Origin of the sequence: Microbacterium sp. zg.Y1084 (assembly GCF_024623595.1) — a bacterium.
Taxonomy (GTDB): domain Bacteria; phylum Actinomycetota; class Actinomycetes; order Actinomycetales; family Microbacteriaceae; genus Microbacterium; species Microbacterium wangruii.
The window spans coordinates 533,432-557,626 of record NZ_JANJGV010000003.1; the positions used below are offsets into that span (position 1 = coordinate 533,432).

Here is a 24,195-nt window from a genome sequence, read left to right on the forward strand (position 1 = left end):
ACGAGCGAGAAGGACGACCATGACCAGACGCGGGCGGCTGCGAGTGCTGCTGGGGGCCGCCCCGGGCGTCGGCAAGACCGTCACCATGCTCGAGGAGGGTCGCCGTCTGCGAGATGAGGGCCGCGACGTCGTCATCGGCATCGTCGAGACCCACGGGCGCGCCGCGACCGCGGCGATGGCCGAGGGCATGCCGGCGGTGCCCCGCGCCCGCGTCTCGCACCGCGGCGTCGCCCTCGAGGAGATGGACCTCGATGCCGTGCTGCAGCGGATGCCGCAGGTCGCCCTCGTCGACGAGCTCGCCCACACCAACGCCCCCGGGTCGCGCAACGACAAGCGGTGGCAGGACGTCGCCGAGCTGCTGGATGCCGGCATCGACGTCGTCTCGACGCTCAACATCCAGCACATCGAGTCGCTCAACGACGTGGTGGAGCAGATCACCGGGGTGCCGCAGCGCGAGACCATCCCTGACAGCTTCCTGCGCAGCGCCGACCAGATCGAGGTCGTCGACCTCGCCCCGCAGGCGCTGCGCGACCGGCTCGCCGGCGGCGCGGTGTACCCGGCCGAGCGCATCGACGCGGCGCTGTCGAACTACTTCCGCCTGGGCAACCTCACCGCATTGCGCGAACTCGCGCTCATTTGGCTGGCCGACGAGGTCGACCAGGCGCTGCAGGGGTACCGGCAGGCGCAGGGCATCGACAGTCGGTGGGAGGCGCGGGAGCGCGTGGTCGTCGCCCTCACCGGCGGCCCGGAGGGCGAGACACTGCTGCGCCGTGGCGCCCGCATCGCCGCCCGGTCGGCCGGCGGCGAGCTGATCGCGGTGCACGTCACCAGCCAGGACGGGCTGCGGTCGGGGAGCCCCGCCGAGCTCGCCGAGCAGCGCGCGCTGGTCGAGAAGCTCAACGGCACCTATCACCAGGTCGTGGGCGAGGACATCCCGACGGCCCTCGTCGAGTTCGCCCGCTCGGTCAACGCCACCCAGCTCGTGCTCGGCGCCAGCAGGCGCGGCCGAGTCGCCGCGCTGCTGACCGGCCCCGGCATCGGCGCGACCGTCGTGCGCGAATCCGGCGACATCGACGTGCACATGGTCAACCACGCCGCCGCCGGCCGCAGCCCGGCGCTGCCGCCGCTGACCGGGGCGCTCACGGCGAAGCGTCGCATCCTCGGCTTCGTCGTGGCGCTCGTGGGCGGGCCGCTGCTCAGCGCCCTGCTGTGGCTCTTCCGAAGCGCCGACTCCATCACCACCGACGTGCTCAGCTTCCAGCTGCTCGTCGTGATCGTCGCCCTCGTCGGCGGGCTGTGGCCGGCCCTCTTCGCCGCGGTGCTGTCGGGGGTGACCCTCGACTTCCTCTTCATCGAGCCGCTCTACACGGTGCACATCCATGAGCCGCATCACCTGCTGGCCCTGGTGCTGTACGTCGTCATCGCGAGTCTCGTGAGCTTCATCGTCGACCGCGCCGCGCGGTACACCCGTGCCGCGCGCCGGTCCGCGGCGGAGTCGGAGCTCATCCAGACCATCGCCGGCAGCGTGCTGCGGGGTGAGAACGCGATCCAGGCGCTCGTCGACCGGGTGCGTGAGGCGTTCCACCTTCCGGGCGTGAGAGTGGTCGTCGACGGCGACGTGGTGGCACGCGCGGGGGAGCCGCTGCCGGACGGGCGGTTCACCGGCATCCCGCTCACCGACGACGCGGTGCTCGAACTGCACGGCGCCGACCTGGCGGCATCCGAGCGTCGTCTGCTGGGTGTCGTCACGGCGCAGCTGCGGGCGGCGCTCGACACCGAGCGCCTGGAGAAGACCGCGCAGCAGATCGAGCCGATCGCGGCATCCGATCGGGTGCGCGGGGCCCTGTTGTCGGCGCTCAGCCACGATCTGCGCCGCCCGCTCGCCGCCGCCTCCGCCGCCGTCGGGGGCCTGCGCGCGGCGGGGCCGGAGCTCGCCGCCACCGACCGGCAGGAGCTGCTCGAGACAGCGGACGAGAGCCTCACCGCACTCGGCGCGCTGCTGACCGACCTGCTGGACGTCAGCCGGCTGCAGACCGGGGTGCTCACGATCGCCGACATCGCGACCGACCCTGCCGAGACCATCGCGCCGGCGCTGGATGAACTGCAGCTCGGCCCCGCCGACGTCACCCTCGCGCTGCAGCACGGCGACGCCGTCGCCCATGCCGACCCGGTGCTGCTGCAGCGGGTGCTGGTGAACCTGCTGTCCAACGCGCACCGCTACACGCCGACGGGTGTGCCGGTGCACGTCAGCACGAGTACCTTCGGGGACAGGCTCGAGATCCGCATCGTCGACCGCGGACCGGGCGTGCCACCCGAGAAGAAGGATGACATCTTCGTGCCGTTCCAGCGTCTGGGTGACACCGACAACTCCAGCGGTCTGGGGCTCGGCCTCGCGCTCTCGCGCGGGTTCATCGAGGCGATGCACGGCACGCTCACCTCGGAGGACACCCCCGGCGGTGGCCTGACGATGGTCATCTCGCTGCGCACGGCGAGCGAGCCGGATGCCGCGGCGAACGTCGCCGCCCACGAGAGGGAGCGCACGTGAGGATCCTCATCGCCGACGACGACCCGCAGATCCTGCGGGCGCTGCGCATCACGCTCACCGCGAAGGGGTACGACGTCACGACCGCCCTCGACGGCACGCAGGCCATCGCCGCCGCCGTCGACCACCGGCCGGACATCCTGATCCTCGATCTCGGGATGCCGCAGCTCGACGGCATCGAGGTGATCCACGCCGTGCGGGGGTGGTCGGCCGCGCCGATCCTCGTCGTCTCGGGGCGCGCGGGCGCCGCCGACAAGGTCGAAGCGCTGGATGCCGGTGCCGACGACTACATCACCAAGCCCTTCGCCGTGGAGGAGTTGCTCGCCCGCATCCGCGCGCTCACGCGCCGGGTGCCGCACGACGACGCGTCACCCGTGGTGCGCCTGGGCGACGTGACGATCGACCTCGCCGCGCACAGCGTGGTGCGGACGACCGCCGATGGCGTGCGGCAGATCCGGCTGACGCCCACGGAGTGGCAGTTCATCGAAATCCTCATCCGCAACGCGGGCAAGCTCGTGACCCGCCAGACGGTGCTGCGCACGATCTGGGGAACCGACCACGCCGAAGACACCGGCTACCTGCGGCTGTACGTGTCGCAGCTGCGCAAGAAGCTGGAGCCGGACCCCAGCGCGCCGCGGTACCTGCTCACCGAACCGGGGATGGGGTACCGGCTCGACGGGGTGGGGTAGCGCCGCAGCCCGGCTCAGGTCGCGGGATCCTGCAGCCCCGCGTCGCGCCCGTGCGCGTCTTCGAACGCGGCGAGCTCTCGCCGGTAGGTGACGATGTTGAAGATGCCCAGCGGCACCAGAAGGAGGGGAGTCGCTGCCGACAGCCAGCCGCCAATGCTCTGCGGGTCGCCGATCAGAACGGCAAGGCTCACCGCGGCCATGATGCCGCCGAGCACGCAGAACAAGACACCGGTCCTGCGTTTGGCGTCGATCTGAAGGCGCTGCTCGTGGAGGCTCACCCCACGAGTCTGGCACGAGACGGCGCTGGGCCATCCGGTTCGTACGGCGCCCACGCGGGTTCCCGCAGGGCCGGGCAGTGCTCGGGGGTCGGGTCCTTCGCGATCGCGATCATGCGATCGAGGGCGTCGCGGGCGGCGGCGAGTTCCGTCATGGCGGTGGTGATGCGCTCACGCTCCTGCGCCATCAGCTCGAACACGTCGGGCGACGCCTGTCCCGCCTCGATGCAGGGCATGAGCCGCACGATGGTTCGGCTCGGCAGCCCCGCGGTGAACAACTGCTGGATCAGCCGCACGCGCTCGACGGCCGACGGCGGGTAGATCCGCTGGCCGCTGTCCGTGCGCTCGGAGGAGAGCAGCCCCTGCTCCTCGTAGTACCGCAGCGCCCGCGCGCTGACCCCGGCCTGACGCGCGACTTCTCCAATGCGCACCGGCATCCTCCGCTCCTGTTGCACCCGCGTGAACGCGGACTTGACGTTGACGTTGACGTCAGGTCTTAGCGTAGCCGTCGGCGGGCCGAATCCGGCTGGCCGCCGAAGAAATCTGATGGAAGAGAACAAGCAATGAACGTCACACAGCAGGTCGCCCTCGTCTCCGGAGCGAACCGCGGCATCGGCCGGCAGTTCGTCCTCGAACTGCTCGAGCGAGGGGCCAGCAAGGTCTATGCGACGGCCCGCCGACCCGAAAGCCTCGACTTCGACGACGCGCGAGTGGTGCCGCTGCACCTCGATCTTTTGGACCACGCGTCGGTCGTCGCCGCGGCGGAAGTCGCGACGGACGTGACGCTGCTGATCAACAGCGCCGGGATCTCGAGCGGTGCCCAGCTTGTCACGAGTGATCTCGCCGAGATCCGCCGCGAGATGGACACCCACTTCTGGGGCACGCTCGACGTGATCCGCGCGTTCAGCCCGGTGCTCGCGGCCAACGGCGGGGGAGCGATCGTGAACGTGCTCTCGGCGCTGTCGTGGTTCGCAAGCCCCGGTGCCGGCGCGTACGCGGCGGCGAAGGCCGCGGAGTGGAACATGACCAACGGTGTGCGCCTCGAGCTCGCCTCGCAGGGCACCCTCGTGCAGGGGGTGCTGCTCGGCGCCGCGGACACTGACATGACGGACGGCTACGACGGACCCAAGATCGACGCGCGCGATGTGCCGCGCGCCGCGTTCGACGGCCTGGAGCGTGGGGACATCGAGGTGATCGTCGATGACTGGACCGCGATGGTGAAGGAATCGGTGTCGGGAGACCCCGCCGAGTTCTACGCGAAGATCACCGCGTTGCTCGGCGCGTAGGAACGCTGCGGGTGTCGGGACCGGGGGACTCAGCGCGAGCGGAGTCCCCCGGCCCCCGCCCCGCCGTCATCCCGGCTGCGACGACGGATGCCACACCGGTCCCGTGCCGCAGGACCCGAGGATGCTAGAAGATGTGCGCTTCGCAGGATGCGAGGAACTGGTCACGGCGATGCTGAAGCTCGCGGTAAATGGTGGCGCGCGAGACGCTGAACAGTTCCGCGATCTCGGTCTGGGTGTACTCGCCTCGATCGTGCACCTCGAACAGCAGCGCCCGCTGCGTCTTCGACAGCTTCGGCTGCTTTCCCTTCAGCCTCCCTTTCGCGCGGGCGACCGCCATCCCCTCCCGGGTGCGCATGCTGATCAGGTCGCGCTCGAACTCCGCCACCATGGCGAGCACGTTGAACAGCAGTCGACCGACGGGATCGGTGGGGAGAGGCTGACGATTTTGGCCGCATGGAGGGCGTTCGAGCACGCCTCTCCAGACGATCATGCGTGATCGCTCGAGCATGCAGGCCGCTGGCCGTCTTTCTCATCTGGCCGCTGCGACTTTTCTTCAAACAGCTACGCAACCGCAGACAGCGATCCGCTTGCGCATCGAGAAGCAGCCCCGGCTATCGGTAGATCGAGTGCAGCCTCATCAGTCGAGGACTGCCGATCCACTAGCTACGAGTTCCTCGAGAAGACGAAAGCCCGGACGGTCCACGGCTGCGTGCCGTGCGGAAAGCACGGCCACACCGATGCGGGCTTCCCTGTCGATACCGATCCAGCTACTGAACCCCCCAGTCGCGCCGTTGTGCCACGTGATTGTGCGGCTGCGGTACGGCAGAGTAATCCATGCGGCGCCGATCCGGACCCTTGAGGAGAAATCTGCAACGGGTTCGAGCGCGGTGACACCCGGAGCAGTGTGATCCAGGATCGATCGCAGGAGGTCTCCTATGGTGCCTATGTTTGCCCGGATGCCGCCTGCCGGAGCCAGAGCCTCGCCGACCCACGGCTGGACCAGGCGGCCAAGCCGGGAGGTTCCCCGGAGGTCTGCGTCATCAAGGTCGTCCTGACGCGACGGCGTCGAATACCCGGGGCCAAAGACCTCACGGAGGAGTCGGCCGTACTTTCGCCCGTCAGCACTCGCGGTCGCGTGCCCGAGAAGTTGAAACCCGAGGTTTGAGTACCGAGGTCGCGTCGACCCTACGCGTACGTCCCGCGTCTGCTCGAGGAGCTCAGCGAGGGTCTCGCCGTACGGATTCTCCCCGCGGATCGAGAACGCCAGACTGCGACGTAGAACGGGCATCCCGGGCGCCAGGCGTGGGAGGCCAGATCCGTGGACGGCCAGCGAGCCGAGGGGCACCGCGGCGACGGGTCCGAACCCGTTCAGAGGAAGCAAATCCCCCAGCGTCGTCTTCGGCGAAACTACGCCGCGCTGAAGCGCGTCGGAATACAGCATGCCGGTGAGCGCCTTCGAGACCGACCCGATCTCGAAGGTGTCTTTCACCTCGGTCCCCGCAGTTGCAACGAAGACCCGCTGCGGAGAAGCGACCGCGATCGCCACCGGCCACGATCGCCGGAGTACCCGATTAGCCGGGCGGAGCAACTCCGCGTCCCCTGTCCACTCCCATGGCTGCATGAGATCCTCCTCGGGGCGCTCCGCACGCCCGTATACGCCAAGAGCCTGTCAACATACGTTGACGCGTCCTCTTCGCTGAACGTAGTGCATGAAGGTCTATTGCGTCAACATTCATTGACGAGTCGCGTTGGTGCGCCCATCAGGACATCGATGGGCGGCTGCGCCGCCAGCCCTACTGCTTGCCGTATTTACGATGCACGGCCTGCTTTGTCACGCCGAGATACTCCGCTATTGCCTCCCACGACAGGCCAGCCTGGCGGGCGCTGCGGACGAGACCAGCTTCGGTGCGGGCGACCTCGCCCCGGAGCTGGGTGACGGCCCGTAGTGCGGCAGCCGGACCCTTGCCAGACAGGGAATCGACGAGCCCATAGAGTTTCTCCGCGGTCATCTGTCAAAGATAGTTGACGGATATCCGCAGACGGCGAAGAGCTTCACGTCAGGATTTGTTACCCAGCGCGAAGTGTCGACAAGTCGAAGCCCGACCACCCTCCGCATTTGCAGCGATGCATGAATGGATCCCTCAGTGGGCACTGAACGATCCGAAGGTGACGCGGGCGCACGTTGGCTCGATGCGTTTCGACCGGCCTCTCGCCTCGATGTTGCACGCCTTCTCACCGAAAACGATCGTTTTCGGCAGCCCCTGGGTGGCCTCAGCGTGTTCGGCTAGTCCCAGTTTCGCTCTCCGCATCTACTTGCGTACATGCCAACTAGATGCCATGCTTGCAACTGCAACGTCCACACAGCAAGGAAGCGACGCATGAGTTCCCATGAAGTAAACCCGCAGGACGCCGCCGCCACGCTTGCGCAAACCGACCGGCTTGCCGCAAAGATGAGCAAGGACGTCTACGCGATGCGTGTCGCTATGGTGAGCCTGTCCGCTGCAACCGCCTTCGGGCTGCTCATCATCGGGCTGGTTCCGTCGATCGGGGCGATCATCGCCGGCACCGCCGCGATCGTCGCTGCAACCGTTCCGGTTTCGCTCGTCGGAGCAACCGCACGAGCACGTGACCGTGCGTTCTCTCGACGCTACGTTCTCACCATCGGCTGCTGGGGGCTGCTCTTTGCCGCGACGATCGTCATCGGCATGCTTCTCTTCCCCCATGTGTGGGGCTTCTGGATCCCCGCGGCGATCCTGTGCGCAATCCCGCCGGTCGCCTTCGTCATCACAGGGAGCCGAGCGGTCCGCTCATGACACACCCACGATCCGAGCTCGACAAGGAGCTCCTCTCGCCTCTCCGCCTCTCGGTCCTCGCCGCTCTCTCCCGCGTGGGGGAGGCCGAGTTCGCCGCCATTCGGGATGCAATCGAGACGAACGATGCCGAGCTTTCGCGACAACTCACCCGACTGTCTGAAGTCGGCTACCTCCTGATCGATAAACAGCGCTCCGGCCGCTACATGAAGACATGGCTCTCCCTCACAGAGGAAGGTCGCGTCGCCCTCACTTCACATATCGCGGCGCTCAAGCGGATCACAGACATCTGAGACCTCTATCGCTGTTCAGCAACGCCCGGAAGAGGTTCGCCTGGGCGACTTCGGCGCCGCCACAGACTGATAGCAGAACACCGCCTCGAAGCGATTTAGCTTTAGTGCGCACCGGGCGGTCGACGTCGGTCAGCCCACCGCTAACGATCGTTTTGGGTGGGTACTGCAGCTGTCGAAACCGATGACGACGTCGATCCAGATCTTTGGGGGACCCGCGTGAGCGCCCCCGCAGCGGTGAAATCAGATCGCGGCTCGCGAGGCCCGCGGATAGCCTTCAGGATTGTGGCGTCGCTTGGCGTCGTCGCGTCGGCCGTCGCGTGGGTCTGGTACGGACTCGCTCAGTTCGAAGCGCAGACGGAACAGCCCAAGGCGTTATCTGCTGGCACGACGATGGCAGGTTTTGCGGAGGTCATCGGGGGCGTTCCGCTCGTCCTCGCCCACCTGATCGGGCTCACCCTGCTGTTGATACTGGGATGGTGGGGTTACGGGAAGCGCGGCATTCCCGCGGCGATCCTCGCGGTGATTGTTGCTTCCGGGGCGGGGATCATTGCCGCCCAGATTCTCTGGGGTGGGGAGCTATTCCAATTCGGGATCAATAACAACGCCTACATCCCCTAACAGGGGATCGCGGCCGGCCCCTCTCCGGGGATCGCGTCGCTGGTCTCAGCGCTCGAATCCCGGTCGATGAACGGGCGGTCTGCCCGCGGGCGCGCTCCCGCGCGCGGCGCCGCGCGCGTAGGGTGATCGCCATGAGCGAAGACGGGTGGCGTGCGTTCCTCACCGGCGAAGGCGTCGATGACTGGGTGATTCTTCATGGTGGCCCGACCGCCGTGTTCAAGGTGGGCTCGCTCCAGGAGGCTGCGCGGCTGGCGGCGGCCGTGGCGGAGATCCCAGGGCTCGGCCCGCGCACGTTGCTGACAGCGGTCTCGGACCGTCTCACGGTAAAGCTGACTCGCGAGATGTGGGGAACCGAACGGTCGCACCTTGATGTGGCTAGGAAGATCTCGACCATCGCCCGCGACCACGGGGCGGTCGCCGACACGGCCCGGGTACAGGAGGTGCAGGTCGCTGTCGCAGCAATGCCCGACGCGATCGATCTGCCCTTCTGGCGAGCGGTGCTGGGATACGCGCCGTTGCACGAGGACAACTGCATCGATCCGCTCGGTCAGGGATCAACGGTATGGATGCAGGAGTTGGACCCTTCAAAGCCCCTCACTCACGCCATGCACATCGACGTCTCGCTGGCCAAGGAGCACATCGAGGCTCGCGTCGCCGCGGCAGTGGCCGCGGGGGGCCGGGTGGTTGAATCCGTCGAGGCGCCCAGCGGATGGATCCTCGCCGACCGGTCGGGAAACAAGGTGTGCCTGGCAGCCTGGCCAGACGGCGCGGAACCCGCCAGCCCCGAGCAAGCCGCATAAAGTCCACAGCGGCGCAACCAGATAGAGGGCGCGGGACTTCGAAACTAATTATGCGACCGATTGCCAGTCCTTGTCCGGGCAATGCGCGAGGGTGCGCGGCGGGATCTCTCAGCGGGCCACGGCCGTGTCGGGTCGGACGCCCGAATTGAGCGACCGCGGCTCCAAGGGCGCTAGAAGATGTGTGCTTCGCAGGATGCGAGGAACTTCTCACGGCGATGCTGAAGCTCGCGGTAAACGGTGGCGCGCGAGACGCTGAACAGTTCCGCGATCTCGGTCTGGGTGTACTCGCCTCGATCGTGCACCTCGAACAGCAGCGCCCGCTGCGTCTTCGACAGCTTCGGCTGCTTTCCCTTCAGCCTCCCTTTCGCGCGGGCGACCGCCATCCCCTCCCGGGTGCGCATGCTGATCAGGTCCCGCTCGAACTCCGCCACCATGGCGAGCACGTTGAACAGCAGTCGACCGACGGGATCGGTGGGATCGTACCGGTTCCCGCCGAGGCTGAGTGCGACGTCTTTCGACGTCAGCTCATCCGCAATCTCGCGCGCATCTCTCAGCGACCGGGCGAGCCGGTCGAGTTTCGTCACGACGAGGGTGTCTCCGCTTCGCACCGCGGCAAGCGCCTCCCGCAATCCCGGTCGGGCGCGGTTCGCGCCGGTCATGCCGTGGTCGACGTAGATCTGCGCGTCGTGAACGCCCAAACGCAGCAGTGCGTCGCGTTGAGCGGTGAGGTCCTGATCCGTGGTCGAGACCCTGGCGTATCCAATCTGTATTCCATCCATAGGGTCAGCGTCGTACCGCGCTACTGACGCCGCACGGTGAGGATCCCTGCCGCGCATCCGCACGCCTGTGCCTAATCTCGGCAACGAGCGACCGGCTCAACTAGGTAGTGTCGTCACTCCTCGGCCCGCGCGGGCAAGGTAGCCAGTCGAAGCCGGCTATACGATCGCCACGGCGAAACGCCTCGCGACCGCAGGGTCAACATTATGACGGGCCCTGCAGCCGACTCATCCCTGCGTCCCGTCCTGGTCGATCGTGTGCGGGGAGGCGCCTCGCCGCGGGTTTCTCGCTCGGCGATGCAGGCGCGCTGGCTCTTCCCGCTCGCGGCCCACTACGAACCGAGTGCCTTGACCTCGGCGAGCAACCGCGCGAGGTGTTCGTCTGACATGTCGAGGATCGGTTCGTACATGAAGGAGTTCACGTGGATGTGTTCGGGCGTCATCAGGACGACGCCGTCGATCGCTCGGATGGCGACCAATTCGGAGGGAAAGTCCTTCTTGTATCGCGCCAGAAGCTGAGGTGTCTGATTTGCACGCACCCCGTCGAGGAACTCAGGATCGTTGATCGCTTCGACCATGTGCTTCTCGGCTTCGAGGCGAATGGCGATCGAGAGCGTGATCTTGTTCGACAGATTCAGGCTCGTGCTGTCGCCGACGCAAGCGTCAGCCTGATCCGTGATCATCTCAATGACGGCGCCGTTCGGGTCTCTCCATTGCTCAGACGTTTCGAACAGTGAATTGAAGATCGCGTCGAGATCTGACTGCGTGATGGATGCAGTGTCGGCTTTCCAGTGCAGGAGGGACGTGAGCTTGACGTAGTCAGGATCATCCTCACCGCGCGTGTACTCCAGCAGGTTGCGGATGAAGGGGATGGCTGCGACCCGCTTACCCGGGTCGACGAAGAAGTTGGGCTTGAAGTCCTTGATAAACGGATTCTTGATGCCCGCGGCCCTCACGAGCGCGACGCCCTGCTCCGTCTTCTGAGCCATCAAACACTGGCTATACGGGATGAACCGGCTCTCGAGCGTCCGGTAGAAGTCGAAGTTGTGCGTCAGTACTACCAGTCGGAAGTTGTCGACATCCGCAATGTCCTTCAAGTACTGAATGATCGCGTACTTGTTCTTGTAGTCGAACGAATCGGCGATGTCGTCCACGATGAAGATGGTCTCGCCGGGCTGATTCTTACGCCGCTCCACCTCGAACAGCACGTTGAGGATGTAGAGCGCCTTCTTCTCGCCCGTGCTGAGAACCTCGAGAAGGTCGTCGCGCTCCACTTCAACGCTTTCGCCGCCGTCCTCAAACTCGAAGCCGAGCTTCGCCACCGCGTCGAGGCCAAGAACGACGTTGGTGCGATTCTTTGCCGTCAGCGTGAACGGAACGAAGAAGCGCCGGTTGAAGATCTCGATGACTTCTTCCCACTGTCCTCGCTGGCCCGCCGCCGCCGCCTGGATCTCCTTCTTGCGGACTTCAGCGCCACGGAAGCGCGCGACAGCTTCGCTGTAGAGCCCTTCGTTTGCCTTGAGATAGGACTTCCACACCCGCTCCTTGAACCGGTCAACATTGACGAGCTCTGGCAATATCGCCTGGTTCTCGGAGATGAAATCCCAGAAACGACGGACCTCAGCGTTCCTCGTGAGCTTGGCTTCGATCGCGGCGAAGGTCTTGCGAAGGGCCGCATCCTCACTGATCCGATCCTTCTCCGAATTGATGAGATCGGCCAGCTCTTTCTGGCTGCCGACGGTCGTACCCCCGGAACCGTCATGGAGGATCACTGTATGGTTGGCGTCGAAGAAGCCGTTAGCGCCCAAGCTCCTCGCGACCGTCTCGGCGTTGTAGTAGCTGAAAGTGTCCCGACTGAAGTAGGTCGAAGCGTCGAGAAGTTCGTTGAATCGCTGCACATAGTCAGCCAGGGTCTCGGCGAAGTCCTTCGTCGCGAGGAGGGCGAGCACTTTGTCGTCGAAGAGCGTGTCGTACGGCAGTTCCGCGTAACGTGCCTCCTCATCTTGCAGTTCCTCCTCCACACGCAGCAGTGAGCGGAAGAAGCTCTGGTCGTCCCGCGTGAAGGCGAGCGAAACCTCCCGGGCGACGTCCTTCTTGGTGGATGACTGTATCTTCAGGGCCGCGACGAGGTCTGCCCGCGCCTCGTTGATCCCGCGCTGCAACCGCTCGTACTCATCGCGGAGGACCTGGTCCACTAGTAGCGTCGATGTCTCTTCGGTCGGTCCCATCTCCTCGTCATAAGACACGATGACGACGACCTGGCTGGGGTCAACCGCGACCCCGTCTTGGTCAGTGATGTTCCGCGAGCTTGCGCGCTCTGGAAACAGATGATCGGAGGAGTCCACGCCACGCGAAAGGTCGCCGAAGGTGCGCGCGAACGACGTTTTCATGAGGCCGTTCGGCGCGTAGATTGCAGCGGCTCTGGCGTCCTTGAAGCTGATCTCAGAATCAAGGCGATGAATGCCATGACAGTTGGTGAGATCAATCTTGAGTTTCTTCATCTCGCCTCAGCTTGAGTCTTGTTAGTTGCCAGAGTTCCTGCGGCGCCTGCGATGTGGCGCGCCGGTGCGCGAGTCGTCTTGAAGACGATCGCCACCCAACGGTACCGGCGCGCGGCCGTTGCCTGCTCTGCCCACGTGATTCTGACGCGATTCGACCGAGTCCGGCCGTTTGTCGTTGAGGTCGATCATGCCGCTAACAACAGGTGGTCCGGCTCGATGACCTAGCCGGCGGTCGAGCCGGTGAGGACTGTGCGGCGGATCGCGGAGTACTCAAGTCCAACTGCTACCGCGAGTTCGTCGCAAGCCGATGCGAACCCGAATCCCGTGAACTCCGACACCTGCTGCGGTGTGAGCCACCCGCGTAGTCGGGCTGTGGCAGAGCGTCTGGACCTAACATCATCGGATGGCGACGGAGGGCACCTGGGAGAAGGGCCACGCGAAGGTGACCGCGGCTGCGGACGCTGCCAGACTGGTCGCTGTCGGAGGCCGGTCGCCGCCGCGCGGATACCGGTTCATCCGCACACGCCGACGATGTCCTGGCGTTAGCCCTCGTAGATGGTCGTCCCATCGCTCAGAGTGCGGCTGGGACGCCGAACCGTCGATCCCTCACGATCCTCAACCTTGCCCCCACCCGAAACGTCGACTCCCCTCGTGCCCTCGTTGATGAGTGTGCCCTCGACGTGCAGTACGCCGAGCGCAACAGCGCCGGGCATCAAGTGGGCGATCGCCCCGCTGTCGACGTTGATGGTGCCGCTCGCCGCGCTGCGAAAGGTTACGCGCGCTCCAGCTTCCACGCTGACAGTTCCGGACACGGGTCCGCGGGCGTCCAGCGTCGACCCCGACATGACACGAACAGTCCCGCTCACGCTTGCGAATATGGTTGCCGTTACCCCGGGGCGGATCACAAGCCTGTTGTTGATCGGGTGGTGAATCTCCGAATCCTCAGTCAACACAGTGTCGGGGATCTCGACCATCCGACCGTCGCGGTACATGTAGCTCGGCATGAGATTCACGATACTGACCCACTCCGACACCGGAACGCTCAGCATGGTCATTTTGGGTGGCAGTCCGCTCGAACGAGGGTCCCAAACTGCAACGTTTCGCGTCGAACCTGGGCGGCGAGCGCTACTGAGCTGGCTCAGCCGGCGAGGCGAGAACACCGTTCCAGCAGGAGCCGCCACCGAATCCATAGAGGTCGCGTACCGCGCAATCTCCGTCGCCGACATTGCTCTCGAGGTAAACGGCGAGGTCGGTGACGGCAGGGTTGTATCCGACATAGACCCCAGGGGCGAGCGCGACGGCCTGCGGAGTTTTAATGGCGTTGGCGACTCGGTAGTCAATCTGTGCAGTTTCAACGACGAGCGGATAGCCCGCGGGCACTGGATCACCTGACTGGTAGTGAAGCTGCTTTGACCGAGCGGCGTCATTCGGGAAGTCATCACGTGAATCGGGCACGCCATCGCCATCCGCGTCCGGGGGAGGCGTCGACTTCTGCGTCGGTGTGGCTGTGGTTGGCGCAGCGGTCACTGTCACCGTCACTGTCGGCGCCGATTGTGGCGTCGAGTTGCTGGAAGAACAGCCCGACGCGAATAGCGCACCGACGACGACGGCGGCGGCAAGCACGCATCGACCCCTGTTGTTCATGGAGGTCAGCATATTGGCCACTCGTCGCTTGAAGGGCCTAAATCTTCTCTCGGGACGAATGGGACTGCTGAGGGCTTGGGTGACTCCTGATCTGTGGTGATTTGTCACCGCTGGAAGGATGAGCGCACAAATGCGGGTCCTCGGCGCGCGCGAATCAGTCGGGTTCGTCATTAGCAGCGGCCTCGATCCAGTCGACTGCTTCGTCCGAGAGAAAGAAGCCATCGGGTCCTGACTCGCCGACCCACCACGCGCTCGAGGTCACGGAGCCGCCGGCCGCCGCGATCTTGCTCATCACCTCCGCCGACACTGCTTCGCCGTTGTGGGCGATGAGCCACGCTTTGGCGTCGGAGTCCAGCTTCGGCCACCACTCGATGATCTCCATGCGGCCACCATCGCACCGGATGGAGTCGACCGAAACCCGGTCCTCCAGCGAGACGGACCCCCTCGAAGTGGCCAACACGGCGAAGCCCACGGTGACGGGCGGCAACCGTTCCACGGCGGCGTGCAGGACTCCACTCGTGAAACGCATCGTGCCCGCCGCCGTCGGCATGGCGACGCTCTCGCTGTTCGTCGTCGGGTGCTCGGGTGAGCGTGGAGTTCAACAGGCTCACGGAGTCAATGCCATGGTGGCTGGAAGCGGTCCGGGCGCTGCCATGGATGCGCTGATCTCGGGGACCCTGAGGATCACCGACGCGGGGTGCTTCGCCGTGTCGTCGGGCGGAGTCACGTACCCGCTTCAGTTCCCGTTCGGCACTCGACTCAGCGACGATGGCACCGAGGTCGCTGTCCCGGGGTTGGCGTCGCTCCGCGCTGGCGACGAGATCTCGGCGGCGGTGGGTACCTGAACCTCACGGATGTCCCTTCCGTGTGCATCGCCGACAACGAATACGACGAGTACGCCGTCTGGCAGACCGTGGGCAGGTAGCGCGAAAGCCGGTCGTCGAGCGAGCTCGCCTTGTGGCGGGTCGGGTGTCCCCAGGCGAGAGAAGCCGGTTACAGGTCCATCTCCAACGCCGCTGCGGAGGTGCGCGCGATGAAGATGGACCCCAGTGTCGCGGACTGACTGATACGGCCATTTCTCCGCATGTCCGCAAAGATTGCCTTTGCCTCCATCGTCAGCGCCTCATCGTCCGGATGCTGCGCGAGCCTCATTTGCTCGAACGCGGTCAGCGGGCGATCCGGGATCTGCATTTGCGGACGTTCATAGACGATCCGGTTCGCGACGCCCGACTCGTCGTAGTCGATGCAGATGGTGCATTGCACGGCGTAGTCGATGGAGTTGGACCTTCTCGTCATGCTTCGTACCCAACCACACCACGACGAAGGCTGTCGATTCCGACACCGGGCGGATCCCTCGGTGGACATCGCCGCCCACTGGTCCTTGAAGGTGCGGAATCGGCGCCAATCCGAGCGTGGCCGGAGCCGTCAGTGCTGCAGTGCCCTCATCGGGTACTTGTGAAGAAGCGGTCGCGGACGATATCCAGATTCATTGCGTACTGCCCAGTCGTTTCCAGCCACCATCCGTTGGAGGGGTGCCGCACCTCAATCGACGTTTGGCCTGCGGCGAGGACCAGCGCCCGGCCGAATGGGTGCGCGAAGCCTCCGCATACGGCCACGATGCAGTCGGCGCTCATAGGCACGCTTCTCATTCGGCGCTGAAAGTCGTCTTGGAGCGCCGCGGTGATGGCCTGCGCTGCGGGGTCTCCAGCAACGCGCGCCGCCTTCTTCGCATCGCGCATGTCATCGAGGACCTCCCAGTCAGTCAGCGGCGGCGGGGGAATCTTCGTGTGTGGTTTGAACGCCTTCTCCTGGAGCGGAACCGTCGACACGTTGAGTATCGCGACTCGACCGTCCCCGGCATCGATGTTGTTCTTCACCAGGCGACCCAAGCTCTCCGTGCCTCGCGTCTGCTGGCAGAGGATTGCCAACGCATCCCGTCCGGTCATGCCCGCAACCGGGTACCTCGAGATCAATTCGTCAGTGTGCGGCGATTCCAGGACGAAGACAAGCTCGACATCGCCTGCACCCCGCCGCACGAGGTCGTCCACTTTCGCGGCAGGGTATGCCCCGGCAACATAATCCACGGCCTGCATCAGCGACAAGTGTGGCATGCCTCGGCCTGAAGAGCGCGGGGTTCATGTCGTGCCTGGTTTCTGATTGGGTCCTGACGAGGGGCTCACGCTCGCAACACGGTGCTCGGCGGACGCTCGTGAGAGCCCGGCTCGACGACGCCTACAATCTCGACCGCGCGGGCGCCGGGTTCGCCGCGACGGTGCAACGTCGGATCGGGATGCGGACCGGGCGTTCGGCCGGCCTCGTCGTGCTGGCGGCGCCACGATCAGCGCCAGCCAACGCGCTGAGGTCACACGTCCTCGCCGGTATCGCGTCCCTTCGGACTGACGAGTCCCGCCCGGGTGGCAGTTGTGCGCGTCGCGGGCATCGCTTGTCTTGGGTGTGCCTGGCGCGCGGGCCCTGGCGGAGTGCATCGCCGCACGCGGCGACCGGCTGAGCATCAACTAAGCCGATACCCACTGACACAGAAACCCGACAGCCCCCGCAAGCATCGTTAGCGACTGACCGCGCGCGAGGGATGCCGGCGGTGATCCGGGCGAGGGGCCGGGCGTTCCATCTGCCGATAGCTCGGTACATTGGTGACGATGTTCCGATGGCCGGGGCTGCGGCGCGACGCAGGTTAATAGGAGTATGGATGCGAAGCCGGTGTCTAGCGGCGTGACGCTTACCTCGTGGTGGTCAGTGTGGTTGACCGTTGTAGTGGCGGCGTGGGCATCATTTATCTCCATCAGCTGGGTGTCAGCGTGGTGGGTCGACAATGTCTCGTTCATTCCCGGCGAAGCTCAGTTCATCGACCAGATGCTCGGTTTCATTCTGTTCATCGGCGCTGCATCGGGGACTGTGGGGGCCGCGTTACAGGTCGCTTCAGGCGACCGCCAGCCCCGCCTCGATCACGGTGGAAAGATGCTCGTGCTCGCGGCGGCGATCTACACGTGGGTCGGCGCGACGAAGGTGCTGCTCCCTGCGCTCGCTGAGACCCTCATTTGCAACTTGTCAGTGGCGGCGATCTCGATCGTCATTGTGCTGACCGTCCTTATCCGCGTTCGCGATCGAAATCTCAAGAACCACGCTGTGAAGCAACGCAATTCTGCGCCTCCTGCCTACGTGCTCCAGCTCGACTCTTGAACCCTCGATTGCGTCGCCACCCCGATCACGAGGACGCGATGCTGGTAATGCTTGCAGAACCTGTCGTAGCCCCGCGTCCTGTCTCCCTTGCCTCGGCAGGCGCCGACGTATTCGCCGTGCAGCAGCCTTAGCGACACCGTGCGCGTATGGATCCGATCGGCCGCCAACGCCCGCAGACCGGTCCTTCAGCGCGCGGACCCCGCGGCGGACCGATCGGACACGCTCGCCGGTATTCTCCGGGCTCCATACGTCCCTGCTGCGCTGGTTGTGAACTGAGGTGTGCGGGCAGAGCGTGGTGCCGCCGCGTGACTATGGCGCGCCAATCAGCTCCACGGCGGGTGTATACCCGACCACACGGCTATCGCAACGCAGAGAACAGTCTGCCCCCACACCGCCGACTTGAAGATGGCCTGCTCCCGTTTGTCGAAGTCACGCTCTTCACCCCTGTTGAGCATGTCGAGAGTCGTTTGCGGGTCACGGTCAAGCATGTATACGAGACCGCTGGCGGAGTACAGTACCGACATTGCGACGAATGCCATGGAAAGAAGCACTATCCAGCCAACTGCGAGCCACGTCGACGGACCTGAGCCCGTCAGGTGAATGACGCCTCGAATTGCCCATCCAGCCAGTACGGCCACGGCGGCAGCCGCCGCCACGTACGCGGAGAGTCTGCCGACCGCGGCGCTCCGAGATCGTCGCACCAAGGTTCGGGACTGTTGCGGGGTAGGGGCGATTGGGGTCGCACCCAGTCCAGAGGACTGAACGCCCGCTTGGGCGGCGTCGCCCCGCTTTGCCAACACCATCCGTCCGAGGACATCAATGACGAGATACGTTACGGCGGTGCCGACCAACGTGAGGATGAAAAACCCCATCGGAGTAGTTGCTAGAGCGGTTGCGGATAACGTCGCTCCGACAACGCACAAGACGACCACGCCGGCGACCGCGGCAAGACCAAGGAACACGACTTTTCTGCGGCGCGAGCCTGCACGCTGAGCCGCCCAAACAGTTGCGGCGACCGCTACCGTCATCAGCACCGGCCATAGCCATTCCATGCTCGCCATTCTGGCTATGCTCGCCATTCTGGCGCAACTGGGCGATCGGGAGGCGTTCGGCCTCAGGATTGGCGCCTTCGTCGGTCCGTGATCGCGCGCGTCGGCGGATCGAACTCGGCCTGGATGAGGGTCGACACTGATGAGGCAAGCGCCGTCGCCGCGTCGATGTACTCCTCTCACCGCCTATCTCGGCGGGCTTGGTTGACTTTCAAGCGCTGAGGCGACTCTGGAACAGAAAAGCGAGCGTCGCGCCAAGAAGCGTCCCGACGACCGCGATGATGCTGCGCGCGTACTCCGTCATCCCCTCAGTCTGGATCGGCTTGCCTCATGGCGCCATGCTGCTGCGTCTCTGCGCGCGATAGTCGGTCCTCGATCGGGCGCGTTCGTGTCGGCGGCCGTCAACTATGGCCGTCACGGCAGTCGCGTTGCAGAACACCCGCCCGCACGGATTCTCAACGAGCGGACCCCATGCGATGTCGAGCACCCTGACGGCATCCTTAGCCCCCCAGGGGCTTGAAGCCACGACCCGCGGACTAAGAGTCCGACGCTCTACCGACGGGACGGGGCTAGGGACCCTTCACATCCAGACCCGTGCTCTGCGCCCACCGTCCGAGGGCGGTGATCGCCTCGCGTAAGGCGAGCCCGCGATCCGTCAAGGCATAGGCGCGGGTGTTGTGGCGGAGCGGCAGACGCGACAGCACGCCGGCGGCTTCGAGTTCGCGAAGCCGTGTGGCCAGCACGCTCGCCGGCACTCCCAGGTCGCGCTGAAGATCGCCGTAACGCTGCGGTCCATCGAGCAGCCGTTCCACGATGAGGAGAGCCCATCGGCCCCCGACGATGTCCAGTACCGCGGCGAGGTCGCTCACGCGGTCTGATCGGTTTCCGGCTTCATCCAGAACGGCGAGTAGTGGTACCCGTCGGGGTCATCGAACTGACGCTGATACATGAAGGGGTAGTCGTCGGTGTCCCCGACGCGCCCGCCGGCGGCGGCTGCCCGCTCGATCAGATCATCGACCGCCTCTCTGCTGCTGAGGTCGAACGAGACCGTGACCTTCGAGGGGGTGTCGGGGGCGCCGATCAGTTCCTCGGCTCCGCCGACGCTCGCGTACATCTCGCGGCTGCCGAGCATGACGTACTGCTCGGGCGCGATGGCGAAGCAGGACACGTTGTGATCGGACATGTCCGCATTGAGCGTCCAGCCGAGTGCCGTGTAGAAGTCGGTCGACCGCTGGACGCTCTCGACCGGGCAGGTGATGAAGATGCTCATGCGGCAGACACTTTCAAAATCGAAGTGCTCTGTCAAGGCCACCTGTGCGCGACGATGCACGCGCCTGCCTCGGGAGGTTTGTGCGCGCGATCATGCGAATGAAGTGGGCCCCGTGGGGCTCGAACCCACGACCCGCGGATTAAAAGTCCGATGCTCTACCGACTGAGCTAGAGGCCCTCGTGTTCCAGCCTAGTAGGCCGTCAGCGGTTCCCGTTCCCGTTCCCGTTGTTGTTGCCGGGTCCGCGGTTCGGGTTGTCGGCGCCGGGTCCGTTGCCCGGGCCCTTGTTCGGGTTGGTGTGGGCGGGGCCGCCGCTGTTGCCGGGGCCGGGCTTGTCCGCCGGCGCGTCGACGGGCGTGACCACGATCGGCTGAGGCGCGGGCGCCTCGACCTCTTCGGCCACGACGGCCGGGGCCTCTTCCACCGGAGCCGCCGGAGCCGCGGGCTCCACCGGCGCGACGGGCGCCGGCTCCTCGGGCACCACCTCGGGCTCGGTCAACACCACCGGCGGCTCCACCGGGGCTGGTTCCTCCTGCACGACCGGGGCGGGGTCCTGAGAGATACTCGCGCCGATCACGGCGGAGAACGCCGACACCGACAGCACCGCCAGCACCCCGACCCCGGCGGCGGCGGCGTACACGCGGCGCGGGTACCGGGGAGCGGGGCGAACGACCGAGGTCAGCCCGGGAACCTCAGGAACCGTCGTGTCAGTGATACGGGCCGACACGGCCGTCGACGCCGACCGGGGCGCAGACACGGTAGGCATCTGCAGGGGAGCGGTCGCTGCGGCTGCCGCTGCGGCCGCGCGCGAGCGCCGCGTCATTGGGGCGGGGTGAGCGACCGGGGCAACGGGAGGCGCGGTGTCGTCGGCGATGGCATCCGGCACGGTCAGCCGCGCAGCCGCGACAGCCACCTCGAGGGCACTGGGGCGGTCTTCGGGACGCATCGCGGTCATCGCCTGCAGCAGCTCGCGCCACGGGGCCGGTAGCCACGCGGGGACCGCGGGCGGGTCGATGAGGCGCGCGGTGATGGCTCCGATGCCCGAGGCATCGCCGAACGGACGCTGCCCGGTGATGGCTTCGATGAGCAGGATGCCGAGCGCGTAGATGTCGGCAGCGGGGGTCGCCGCCGCGCCGCGCGCCTGCTCCGGCGCGAGGTAGGCGGCGGTGCCGATCACGAGCCCCGGGGCGGTGGCGCGGGTGGTGTTCTGCAGGTAGGCGATGCCGAAGTCGGCGACCTTCGCGCGCCAGCGTCCGTTCGCCAGCGGTGAGCGCCACAGCAGCACGTTCGAGGGCTTGATGTCGCGGTGCACGACACCCGAGCTGTGGGCGACGTGCAGGCCCTCGGCGATGTCGAGCGCGATGCCCGCGAGCTCCCTGGCATCCATCTCGCCCTGCTCCAGCCGCTCGCGCAGGGTGAGACCGGGCACGTACTCCATGACCAGGTAGGCGACATCGTCTTCGGTGTGGCCGATGCGCGCGTCGAACAGGGTGACGAGGCACGGGTGGTTGAGCGAGGCCAGCAGCAGCATCTCGGCGCGGGCGCGCTCCACCGAGCCCAGCCCGTCGACCTGACGGTGCATCACCTTGACGGCGACGGTGCGCTGCAGGTGCACGTCGTCGGCACGGAAGACGCGCCCCGCCCCGCCGGCGCCGATCTCCTCGCGCAGCCGGTAGCGGCGCTCCAGCACCGTGCCCTCGGCGATCTCGGTCGCGCTTGCGTGGATCATGGCCCTCCAGCCCATCGTTGGCGGCCTATCCCGCGGTTCGATCTTTACGACGCTAACGAAGTCGATTCCGGCGCATCGATGCTTGACGAATCCGCCGAAACATGAGATAGCCCCCGACGCCATCGCTGCGCCGGCGGCCCCGCCGCCTACCACGGACCGTGGACCCCCACCACGGCCCGGTCGACTCACTGTGCCGGAGGCATCAGTACGGTGTCGATGAGGTAGACGGTGCCATTCGCGGTCTGCACGCCGCCGCAGATGACCATCGCGTCGTTGACCATCCACTCGTCGCCCGACCCGGTCACTTCCAGCTCCTCGCCCTGCAGCGTGGTGTGGGTGCCGGCGATGTCCGCCGGGTCCACCTGGCCCTCGACCACGTGGTAGGTCAGGATCGACGTCAGCGTGTCGGAGTCGGTCTTGAGGGAGTCGAGCGTCGCCTGGTCGATCTTCGCGAACGCGTCGTCGACGGGGGCGAACACGGTGTACTCGCCGTTGTTGAGCGTCTCGACGAGGTCGACGTCGGGGTTGAGCTCACCGCTGACCGCGGCGGTCAGCGTGGTCAGCAGCGGGTTGTTGGATGCCGCGACAGCCACCGGCTCCTGCGACATGCCCTCGATCGAGCCGGCGCCGTCCGGAACGGTCTCGGCGTAGTCCTCGCAGCCGGCGCCGACGAGCATGGCACCGGCATCCATCGCCTCGGGCGTGGTGGTCTCCGACGACTCCGGTGCCATCGACGCCGTGTCGTCGCTCTCGGTGTCGCTGCCCATCGAGCATGCCGACAGTGCGAAAGCGCCGGCGACCATGAGAGTCAGAGCTGCGGTGGTCTTCTTCTTGGTGCTGAGCATGATGTCCTCCGGTTTTGGGGAGCCGCCAGGACTGCGGCCATGACTGCTGTTCGGAGCGGTGCGCCGATCGGATGGAAAAAAATCCGATCCCTCTGTCGAGCCGAAGAACCCCCCGACGGAAACGGGGACACATGGAGCTCATCATCATCGGCCTGCTGGGAGGGCTGATCACCGGGATCTCGCCGTGCATCCTCCCGGTGCTGCCGGTCATCTTCCTCACCGGCGGCGCGCAGTCCGCGCGGTTCGAGGGGGACCCCACGACCATCCCCGCGCGGCGCAGCCGTCCGTACCTCGTCATCGCGGGCCTGGTGACCAGCTTCACCCTGGTCACCCTCGCCGGATCGCTGATCCTCGGGGCGCTCAACCTGCCGCAGGACGTCATCCGGTGGGTGGGGATCGCGGTGCTCGTGCTCATCGGCGTCGGCCTGCTCGTGCCACGGTTCGAGCAGGTGCTCGAGAAGCCGTTCCAGTGGCTGCCCCGCCGCGAAGTCGCCAACAGGGGGAGCGGCTTCGCGGTGGGGCTCGCGCTGGGCGCGGTGTTCGTGCCCTGCGCCGGTCCCGTGCTCGCGGCCATCATCGTCGCCGGGGCGACCGGGCAGATCGGCGTGGACACCGTCGCCCTCACGGCATCCTTCGCCATCGGCGTCGCCCTGCCCCTGCTGGTGTTCGCCCTCGCCGGGCGCGGCCTCATCGAGCGCATCAAGGCGTTCCGCACTCGCGAGCGCGGCCTGCGCATCGCCGCCGGGGTCGCCATGCTCGCCCTCGCCGTCGGCCTCGTCTTCAACGTGCCGCAGCTGCTGCAGCGTCTCGTGCCCGACTACACCGCCGACCTGCAGCGAGACCTCACCGAGAACGAGGATGCCGCGCGCGCCCTGAACCTGGGAGGCATCGTCACCGACGAGAACCGTGAGCTCGACAACTGCACCAACGGCGCCACCGAGCTCGAGTCGTGCGGCACCGCCCCCGGCATCCGGGGGATCGAGTCGTGGCTGAACACCCCTGACGGCGGTGGCATCGACCTGGCAGACCTGCGCGGGCAGGTCGTGCTCATCGACTTCTGGGCGTACTCGTGCATCAACTGTCAGCGCTCGATCCCGCACGTCGTGGCCTGGGACGACGCCTACCGCGACGCGGGCCTGCAGGTCATCGGCATCCATTCGCCCGAGTACGCCTTCGAGAAGGATGCCGGCAACGTCGCCGCCGGTGCGGCCGACTTCGGCATCGAGTACCCGGTCGCGCTCGACAACGCCCTGTCGACCTGGACCAACTATCGCAACCGGTACTGGCCGGCCCACTACCTGATCGACGCCGAGGGCACCGTGCGGCACATCTCGTTCGGCGAGGGCAACTACACCGCGACCGAGGCGATGATCCGCGAGCTGCTGAAGGACGCCGATGCGGATGCCGCTCTGCCGGCGCCCACCGACGTCGCCGACCTCACCCCCGAGGCGGGGTCGACGACGCCCGAGACGTTCCTCGGGTCGGCGAAGGACGTCAACTACGGCGGGGACGAGCGCTACCGAGCCGGCACGCGCCCGTTCGCCTACCCCGGCGACCAGCCGGCCGACTCGTTCGCCCTGTCGGGGGAGTGGGACGTCCAGACGCAGTTCGCCACCCCGGCCGGCGACGAGGGCGGCATCCGTCTGCGCTTCACCGCCGAGGAGGTGCGGGTGGTGCTCGCCGGCGAGGGACGGGTGCAGGTGCGCGTCGACGGTGAGGCGGCATACGCCATCGAGGTCGGCGGCACGCCCCGGTCGTATGCGCTGATCGAGGCGGCGCGGGCCCGTGACGGCGTCATCGAGATCACCGTGCCGGCGGGGGTGCAGGCGTATTCGTTCACATTCGGGTGATCAATGCAAGCCAGGCGCGGAC

General features: G+C 66.4%; 26 protein-coding genes, 1 tRNA gene and 1 pseudogene. 10 read left to right on the forward strand and 18 right to left on the reverse strand.

Features of this window, described 5'->3' with window-relative positions; translation table 11 throughout:
• Positions 1-19: 19 nt before the first annotated feature.
• Positions 20-2,545 carry a DUF4118 domain-containing protein gene (locus NQ165_RS07095; RefSeq protein WP_257532195.1) on the forward strand — a complete coding sequence of 842 codons (2,526 nt, stop codon included), beginning with the start codon at positions 20-22 and terminating at the stop codon, positions 2,543-2,545.
• Positions 2,542-3,231, forward strand: coding sequence for a response regulator transcription factor (locus tag NQ165_RS07100; RefSeq protein WP_257532198.1), 690 nt, complete (start codon positions 2,542-2,544; stop codon positions 3,229-3,231). The genes NQ165_RS07095 and NQ165_RS07100 overlap by 4 nt, the downstream gene beginning before the upstream one ends.
• A gap of 14 nt (positions 3,232-3,245) precedes the next feature.
• Here NQ165_RS07100 and NQ165_RS07105 read toward each other — a convergent pair whose 3' ends face one another.
• Positions 3,246-3,509 carry a hypothetical protein gene (locus NQ165_RS07105; RefSeq protein WP_257532199.1) on the reverse strand — a complete coding sequence of 88 codons (264 nt, stop codon included), beginning with the start codon at positions 3,507-3,509 and terminating at the stop codon, positions 3,246-3,248.
• On the reverse strand, positions 3,506-3,943 hold the full coding sequence (locus NQ165_RS07110) for a MerR family transcriptional regulator (RefSeq protein WP_257532201.1): 438 nt from the start codon (positions 3,941-3,943) through the stop codon (positions 3,506-3,508). Before NQ165_RS07110 ends, NQ165_RS07105 begins: the two co-directional genes overlap by 4 nt.
• A gap of 126 nt (positions 3,944-4,069) precedes the next feature.
• On the opposite strand from NQ165_RS07110, the gene NQ165_RS07115 reads away from it, so the two are divergent.
• The gene (locus NQ165_RS07115) at positions 4,070-4,792 is read left to right on the forward strand and encodes an SDR family oxidoreductase (RefSeq protein ID WP_257532202.1); all 723 of its coding nucleotides are present in this window, start codon (positions 4,070-4,072) and stop codon (positions 4,790-4,792) included.
• A gap of 124 nt (positions 4,793-4,916) precedes the next feature.
• On the opposite strand, the pseudogene NQ165_RS07120 reads toward NQ165_RS07115, so the two are convergent.
• The 3 genes and pseudogenes from NQ165_RS07120 to NQ165_RS07130 all read right to left on the reverse strand — a co-directional run.
• A pseudogene (locus tag NQ165_RS07120) lies at positions 4,917-5,222 on the reverse strand (recombinase family protein); the annotation flags it as partial.
• Between the two features lie 207 nt (positions 5,223-5,429).
• Entirely contained in the window at positions 5,430-6,413 is a 984-nt protein-coding gene (locus tag NQ165_RS07125) for a serine hydrolase (protein WP_257532205.1), read from the reverse strand.
• A gap of 172 nt (positions 6,414-6,585) precedes the next feature.
• Positions 6,586-6,801: an AsnC family protein gene (locus tag NQ165_RS07130; RefSeq protein ID WP_257532207.1), complete on the reverse strand. Its 216-nt coding sequence runs from the start codon at positions 6,799-6,801 to the stop codon at positions 6,586-6,588.
• Between the two features lie 369 nt (positions 6,802-7,170).
• On the opposite strand from NQ165_RS07130, the gene NQ165_RS07135 reads away from it, so the two are divergent.
• The 4 genes from NQ165_RS07135 (at position 7,171) to NQ165_RS07150 (ending at position 9,313) form a co-directional block, all read left to right on the forward strand.
• Positions 7,171-7,605, forward strand: coding sequence for a hypothetical protein (locus tag NQ165_RS07135; RefSeq protein WP_257532209.1), 435 nt, complete (start codon positions 7,171-7,173; stop codon positions 7,603-7,605).
• On the forward strand, positions 7,602-7,895 hold the full coding sequence (locus NQ165_RS07140; protein ID WP_257508172.1) for a transcriptional regulator: 294 nt from the start codon (positions 7,602-7,604) through the stop codon (positions 7,893-7,895). The genes NQ165_RS07135 and NQ165_RS07140 overlap by 4 nt, the downstream gene beginning before the upstream one ends.
• 156 nt (positions 7,896-8,051) lie before the next feature.
• Positions 8,052-8,513 (forward strand): hypothetical protein, encoded by a 462-nt coding sequence (locus NQ165_RS07145; RefSeq protein WP_257532211.1) that lies wholly within the window; start codon positions 8,052-8,054, stop codon positions 8,511-8,513.
• A gap of 131 nt (positions 8,514-8,644) precedes the next feature.
• On the forward strand, positions 8,645-9,313 hold the full coding sequence (locus NQ165_RS07150; protein ID WP_257496085.1) for a VOC family protein: 669 nt from the start codon (positions 8,645-8,647) through the stop codon (positions 9,311-9,313).
• Positions 9,314-9,483: 170 nt separating this feature from the next.
• Here NQ165_RS07150 and NQ165_RS07155 read toward each other — a convergent pair whose 3' ends face one another.
• From NQ165_RS07155 to NQ165_RS07175, 5 genes are all read right to left on the reverse strand, one after another.
• Complete coding sequence (locus NQ165_RS07155) at positions 9,484-10,092, reverse strand: recombinase family protein (RefSeq protein ID WP_257532402.1); 609 nt, start codon at positions 10,090-10,092, stop codon at positions 9,484-9,486.
• 329 nt (positions 10,093-10,421) lie between these two features.
• Positions 10,422-12,590, reverse strand: a complete 2,169-nt coding sequence (locus NQ165_RS07160; RefSeq protein WP_257532213.1) for an AAA family ATPase — start codon at positions 12,588-12,590, stop codon at positions 10,422-10,424.
• 542 nt (positions 12,591-13,132) lie between these two features.
• Complete coding sequence (locus tag NQ165_RS07165) at positions 13,133-13,645, reverse strand: hypothetical protein (protein WP_257532215.1); 513 nt, start codon at positions 13,643-13,645, stop codon at positions 13,133-13,135.
• 70 nt (positions 13,646-13,715) lie between these two features.
• Complete coding sequence (locus NQ165_RS07170) at positions 13,716-14,213, reverse strand: hypothetical protein (protein WP_257532217.1); 498 nt, start codon at positions 14,211-14,213, stop codon at positions 13,716-13,718.
• Between the two features lie 175 nt (positions 14,214-14,388).
• Complete coding sequence (locus NQ165_RS07175; RefSeq protein ID WP_257532219.1) at positions 14,389-14,616, reverse strand: hypothetical protein; 228 nt, start codon at positions 14,614-14,616, stop codon at positions 14,389-14,391.
• 19 nt (positions 14,617-14,635) lie between these two features.
• On the opposite strand from NQ165_RS07175, the gene NQ165_RS07180 reads away from it, so the two are divergent.
• A complete protein-coding gene (locus NQ165_RS07180) occupies positions 14,636-15,079 on the forward strand; it encodes a hypothetical protein (protein WP_257532221.1) in 444 nt (147 codons plus the stop codon).
• A gap of 148 nt (positions 15,080-15,227) precedes the next feature.
• Here NQ165_RS07180 and NQ165_RS07185 read toward each other — a convergent pair whose 3' ends face one another.
• Both NQ165_RS07185 and NQ165_RS07190 read right to left on the reverse strand, forming a co-directional pair.
• A complete protein-coding gene (locus NQ165_RS07185; RefSeq protein ID WP_257532223.1) occupies positions 15,228-15,530 on the reverse strand; it encodes a hypothetical protein in 303 nt (100 codons plus the stop codon).
• Positions 15,531-15,676: 146 nt separating this feature from the next.
• The gene (locus NQ165_RS07190; RefSeq protein WP_257532225.1) at positions 15,677-16,282 is read right to left on the reverse strand and encodes a hypothetical protein; all 606 of its coding nucleotides are present in this window, start codon (positions 16,280-16,282) and stop codon (positions 15,677-15,679) included.
• A 655-nt stretch (positions 16,283-16,937) separates the two neighbouring features.
• Here NQ165_RS07190 and NQ165_RS07195 point away from each other — a divergent pair.
• Positions 16,938-17,432, forward strand: coding sequence for a hypothetical protein (locus NQ165_RS07195; RefSeq protein ID WP_257532227.1), 495 nt, complete (start codon positions 16,938-16,940; stop codon positions 17,430-17,432).
• Between the two features lie 323 nt (positions 17,433-17,755).
• Here the strand turns inward: NQ165_RS07195 and NQ165_RS07200 are convergent, their stop codons facing one another.
• The 6 genes from NQ165_RS07200 to NQ165_RS07225 all read right to left on the reverse strand — a co-directional run bounded on the left by NQ165_RS07200 (position 17,756) and on the right by NQ165_RS07225 (position 22,323).
• A complete protein-coding gene (locus tag NQ165_RS07200; protein WP_257532229.1) occupies positions 17,756-18,484 on the reverse strand; it encodes a hypothetical protein in 729 nt (242 codons plus the stop codon).
• Positions 18,485-19,050: 566 nt separating this feature from the next.
• A complete protein-coding gene (locus tag NQ165_RS07205; protein ID WP_257532231.1) occupies positions 19,051-19,350 on the reverse strand; it encodes a helix-turn-helix domain-containing protein in 300 nt (99 codons plus the stop codon).
• Positions 19,347-19,751: a VOC family protein gene (locus tag NQ165_RS07210; RefSeq protein WP_257532233.1), complete on the reverse strand. Its 405-nt coding sequence runs from the start codon at positions 19,749-19,751 to the stop codon at positions 19,347-19,349. Before NQ165_RS07210 ends, NQ165_RS07205 begins: the two co-directional genes overlap by 4 nt.
• Positions 19,752-19,855: 104 nt before the next feature.
• Positions 19,856-19,928: transfer RNA gene (locus tag NQ165_RS07215), tRNA-Lys, on the reverse strand.
• 23 nt (positions 19,929-19,951) lie between these two features.
• A complete protein-coding gene (locus NQ165_RS07220) occupies positions 19,952-21,478 on the reverse strand; it encodes a serine/threonine-protein kinase (protein ID WP_257532234.1) in 1,527 nt (508 codons plus the stop codon).
• Between the two features lie 185 nt (positions 21,479-21,663).
• Positions 21,664-22,323: a fasciclin domain-containing protein gene (locus NQ165_RS07225; RefSeq protein ID WP_257532236.1), complete on the reverse strand. Its 660-nt coding sequence runs from the start codon at positions 22,321-22,323 to the stop codon at positions 21,664-21,666.
• A gap of 131 nt (positions 22,324-22,454) precedes the next feature.
• Between NQ165_RS07225 and NQ165_RS07230 the strand changes: the two genes are divergently transcribed.
• Positions 22,455-24,173, forward strand: coding sequence for a cytochrome c biogenesis protein CcdA (locus tag NQ165_RS07230; RefSeq protein ID WP_257532238.1), 1,719 nt, complete (start codon positions 22,455-22,457; stop codon positions 24,171-24,173).
• Positions 24,174-24,195: the final 22 nt, after the last annotated feature.

Coding starts and splice junctions, on each gene's coding strand:
- NQ165_RS07095 (WP_257532195.1), top strand. CDS start 20: ATGACCAGACGCGGGCGGCTGCGAGTGCTGCTGGGGGCCGCCCCGGGC.
- NQ165_RS07110 (WP_257532201.1), bottom strand. CDS start 3,943: ATGCCGGTGCGCATTGGAGAAGTCGCGCGTCAGGCCGGGGTCAGCGCG.
- NQ165_RS07115 (WP_257532202.1), top strand. CDS start 4,070: ATGAACGTCACACAGCAGGTCGCCCTCGTCTCCGGAGCGAACCGCGGC.
- NQ165_RS07125 (WP_257532205.1), bottom strand. CDS start 6,413: ATGCAGCCATGGGAGTGGACAGGGGACGCGGAGTTGCTCCGCCCGGCT.
- NQ165_RS07130 (WP_257532207.1), bottom strand. CDS start 6,801: ATGACCGCGGAGAAACTCTATGGGCTCGTCGATTCCCTGTCTGGCAAG.
- NQ165_RS07135 (WP_257532209.1), top strand. CDS start 7,171: ATGAGTTCCCATGAAGTAAACCCGCAGGACGCCGCCGCCACGCTTGCG.
- NQ165_RS07140 (WP_257508172.1), top strand. CDS start 7,602: ATGACACACCCACGATCCGAGCTCGACAAGGAGCTCCTCTCGCCTCTC.
- NQ165_RS07150 (WP_257496085.1), top strand. CDS start 8,645: ATGAGCGAAGACGGGTGGCGTGCGTTCCTCACCGGCGAAGGCGTCGAT.
- NQ165_RS07155 (WP_257532402.1), bottom strand. CDS start 10,092: ATGGATGGAATACAGATTGGATACGCCAGGGTCTCGACCACGGATCAG.
- NQ165_RS07160 (WP_257532213.1), bottom strand. CDS start 12,590: ATGAAGAAACTCAAGATTGATCTCACCAACTGTCATGGCATTCATCGC.
- NQ165_RS07165 (WP_257532215.1), bottom strand. CDS start 13,645: ATGACCATGCTGAGCGTTCCGGTGTCGGAGTGGGTCAGTATCGTGAAT.
- NQ165_RS07175 (WP_257532219.1), bottom strand. CDS start 14,616: ATGGAGATCATCGAGTGGTGGCCGAAGCTGGACTCCGACGCCAAAGCG.
- NQ165_RS07180 (WP_257532221.1), top strand. CDS start 14,636: ATGGAGTCGACCGAAACCCGGTCCTCCAGCGAGACGGACCCCCTCGAA.
- NQ165_RS07185 (WP_257532223.1), bottom strand. CDS start 15,530: ATGACGAGAAGGTCCAACTCCATCGACTACGCCGTGCAATGCACCATC.
- NQ165_RS07195 (WP_257532227.1), top strand. CDS start 16,938: ATGGATGCGAAGCCGGTGTCTAGCGGCGTGACGCTTACCTCGTGGTGG.
- NQ165_RS07200 (WP_257532229.1), bottom strand. CDS start 18,484: ATGGAATGGCTATGGCCGGTGCTGATGACGGTAGCGGTCGCCGCAACT.
- NQ165_RS07210 (WP_257532233.1), bottom strand. CDS start 19,751: ATGAGCATCTTCATCACCTGCCCGGTCGAGAGCGTCCAGCGGTCGACC.
- NQ165_RS07220 (WP_257532234.1), bottom strand. CDS start 21,478: ATGATCCACGCAAGCGCGACCGAGATCGCCGAGGGCACGGTGCTGGAG.
- NQ165_RS07225 (WP_257532236.1), bottom strand. CDS start 22,323: ATGCTCAGCACCAAGAAGAAGACCACCGCAGCTCTGACTCTCATGGTC.
- NQ165_RS07230 (WP_257532238.1), top strand. CDS start 22,455: ATGGAGCTCATCATCATCGGCCTGCTGGGAGGGCTGATCACCGGGATC.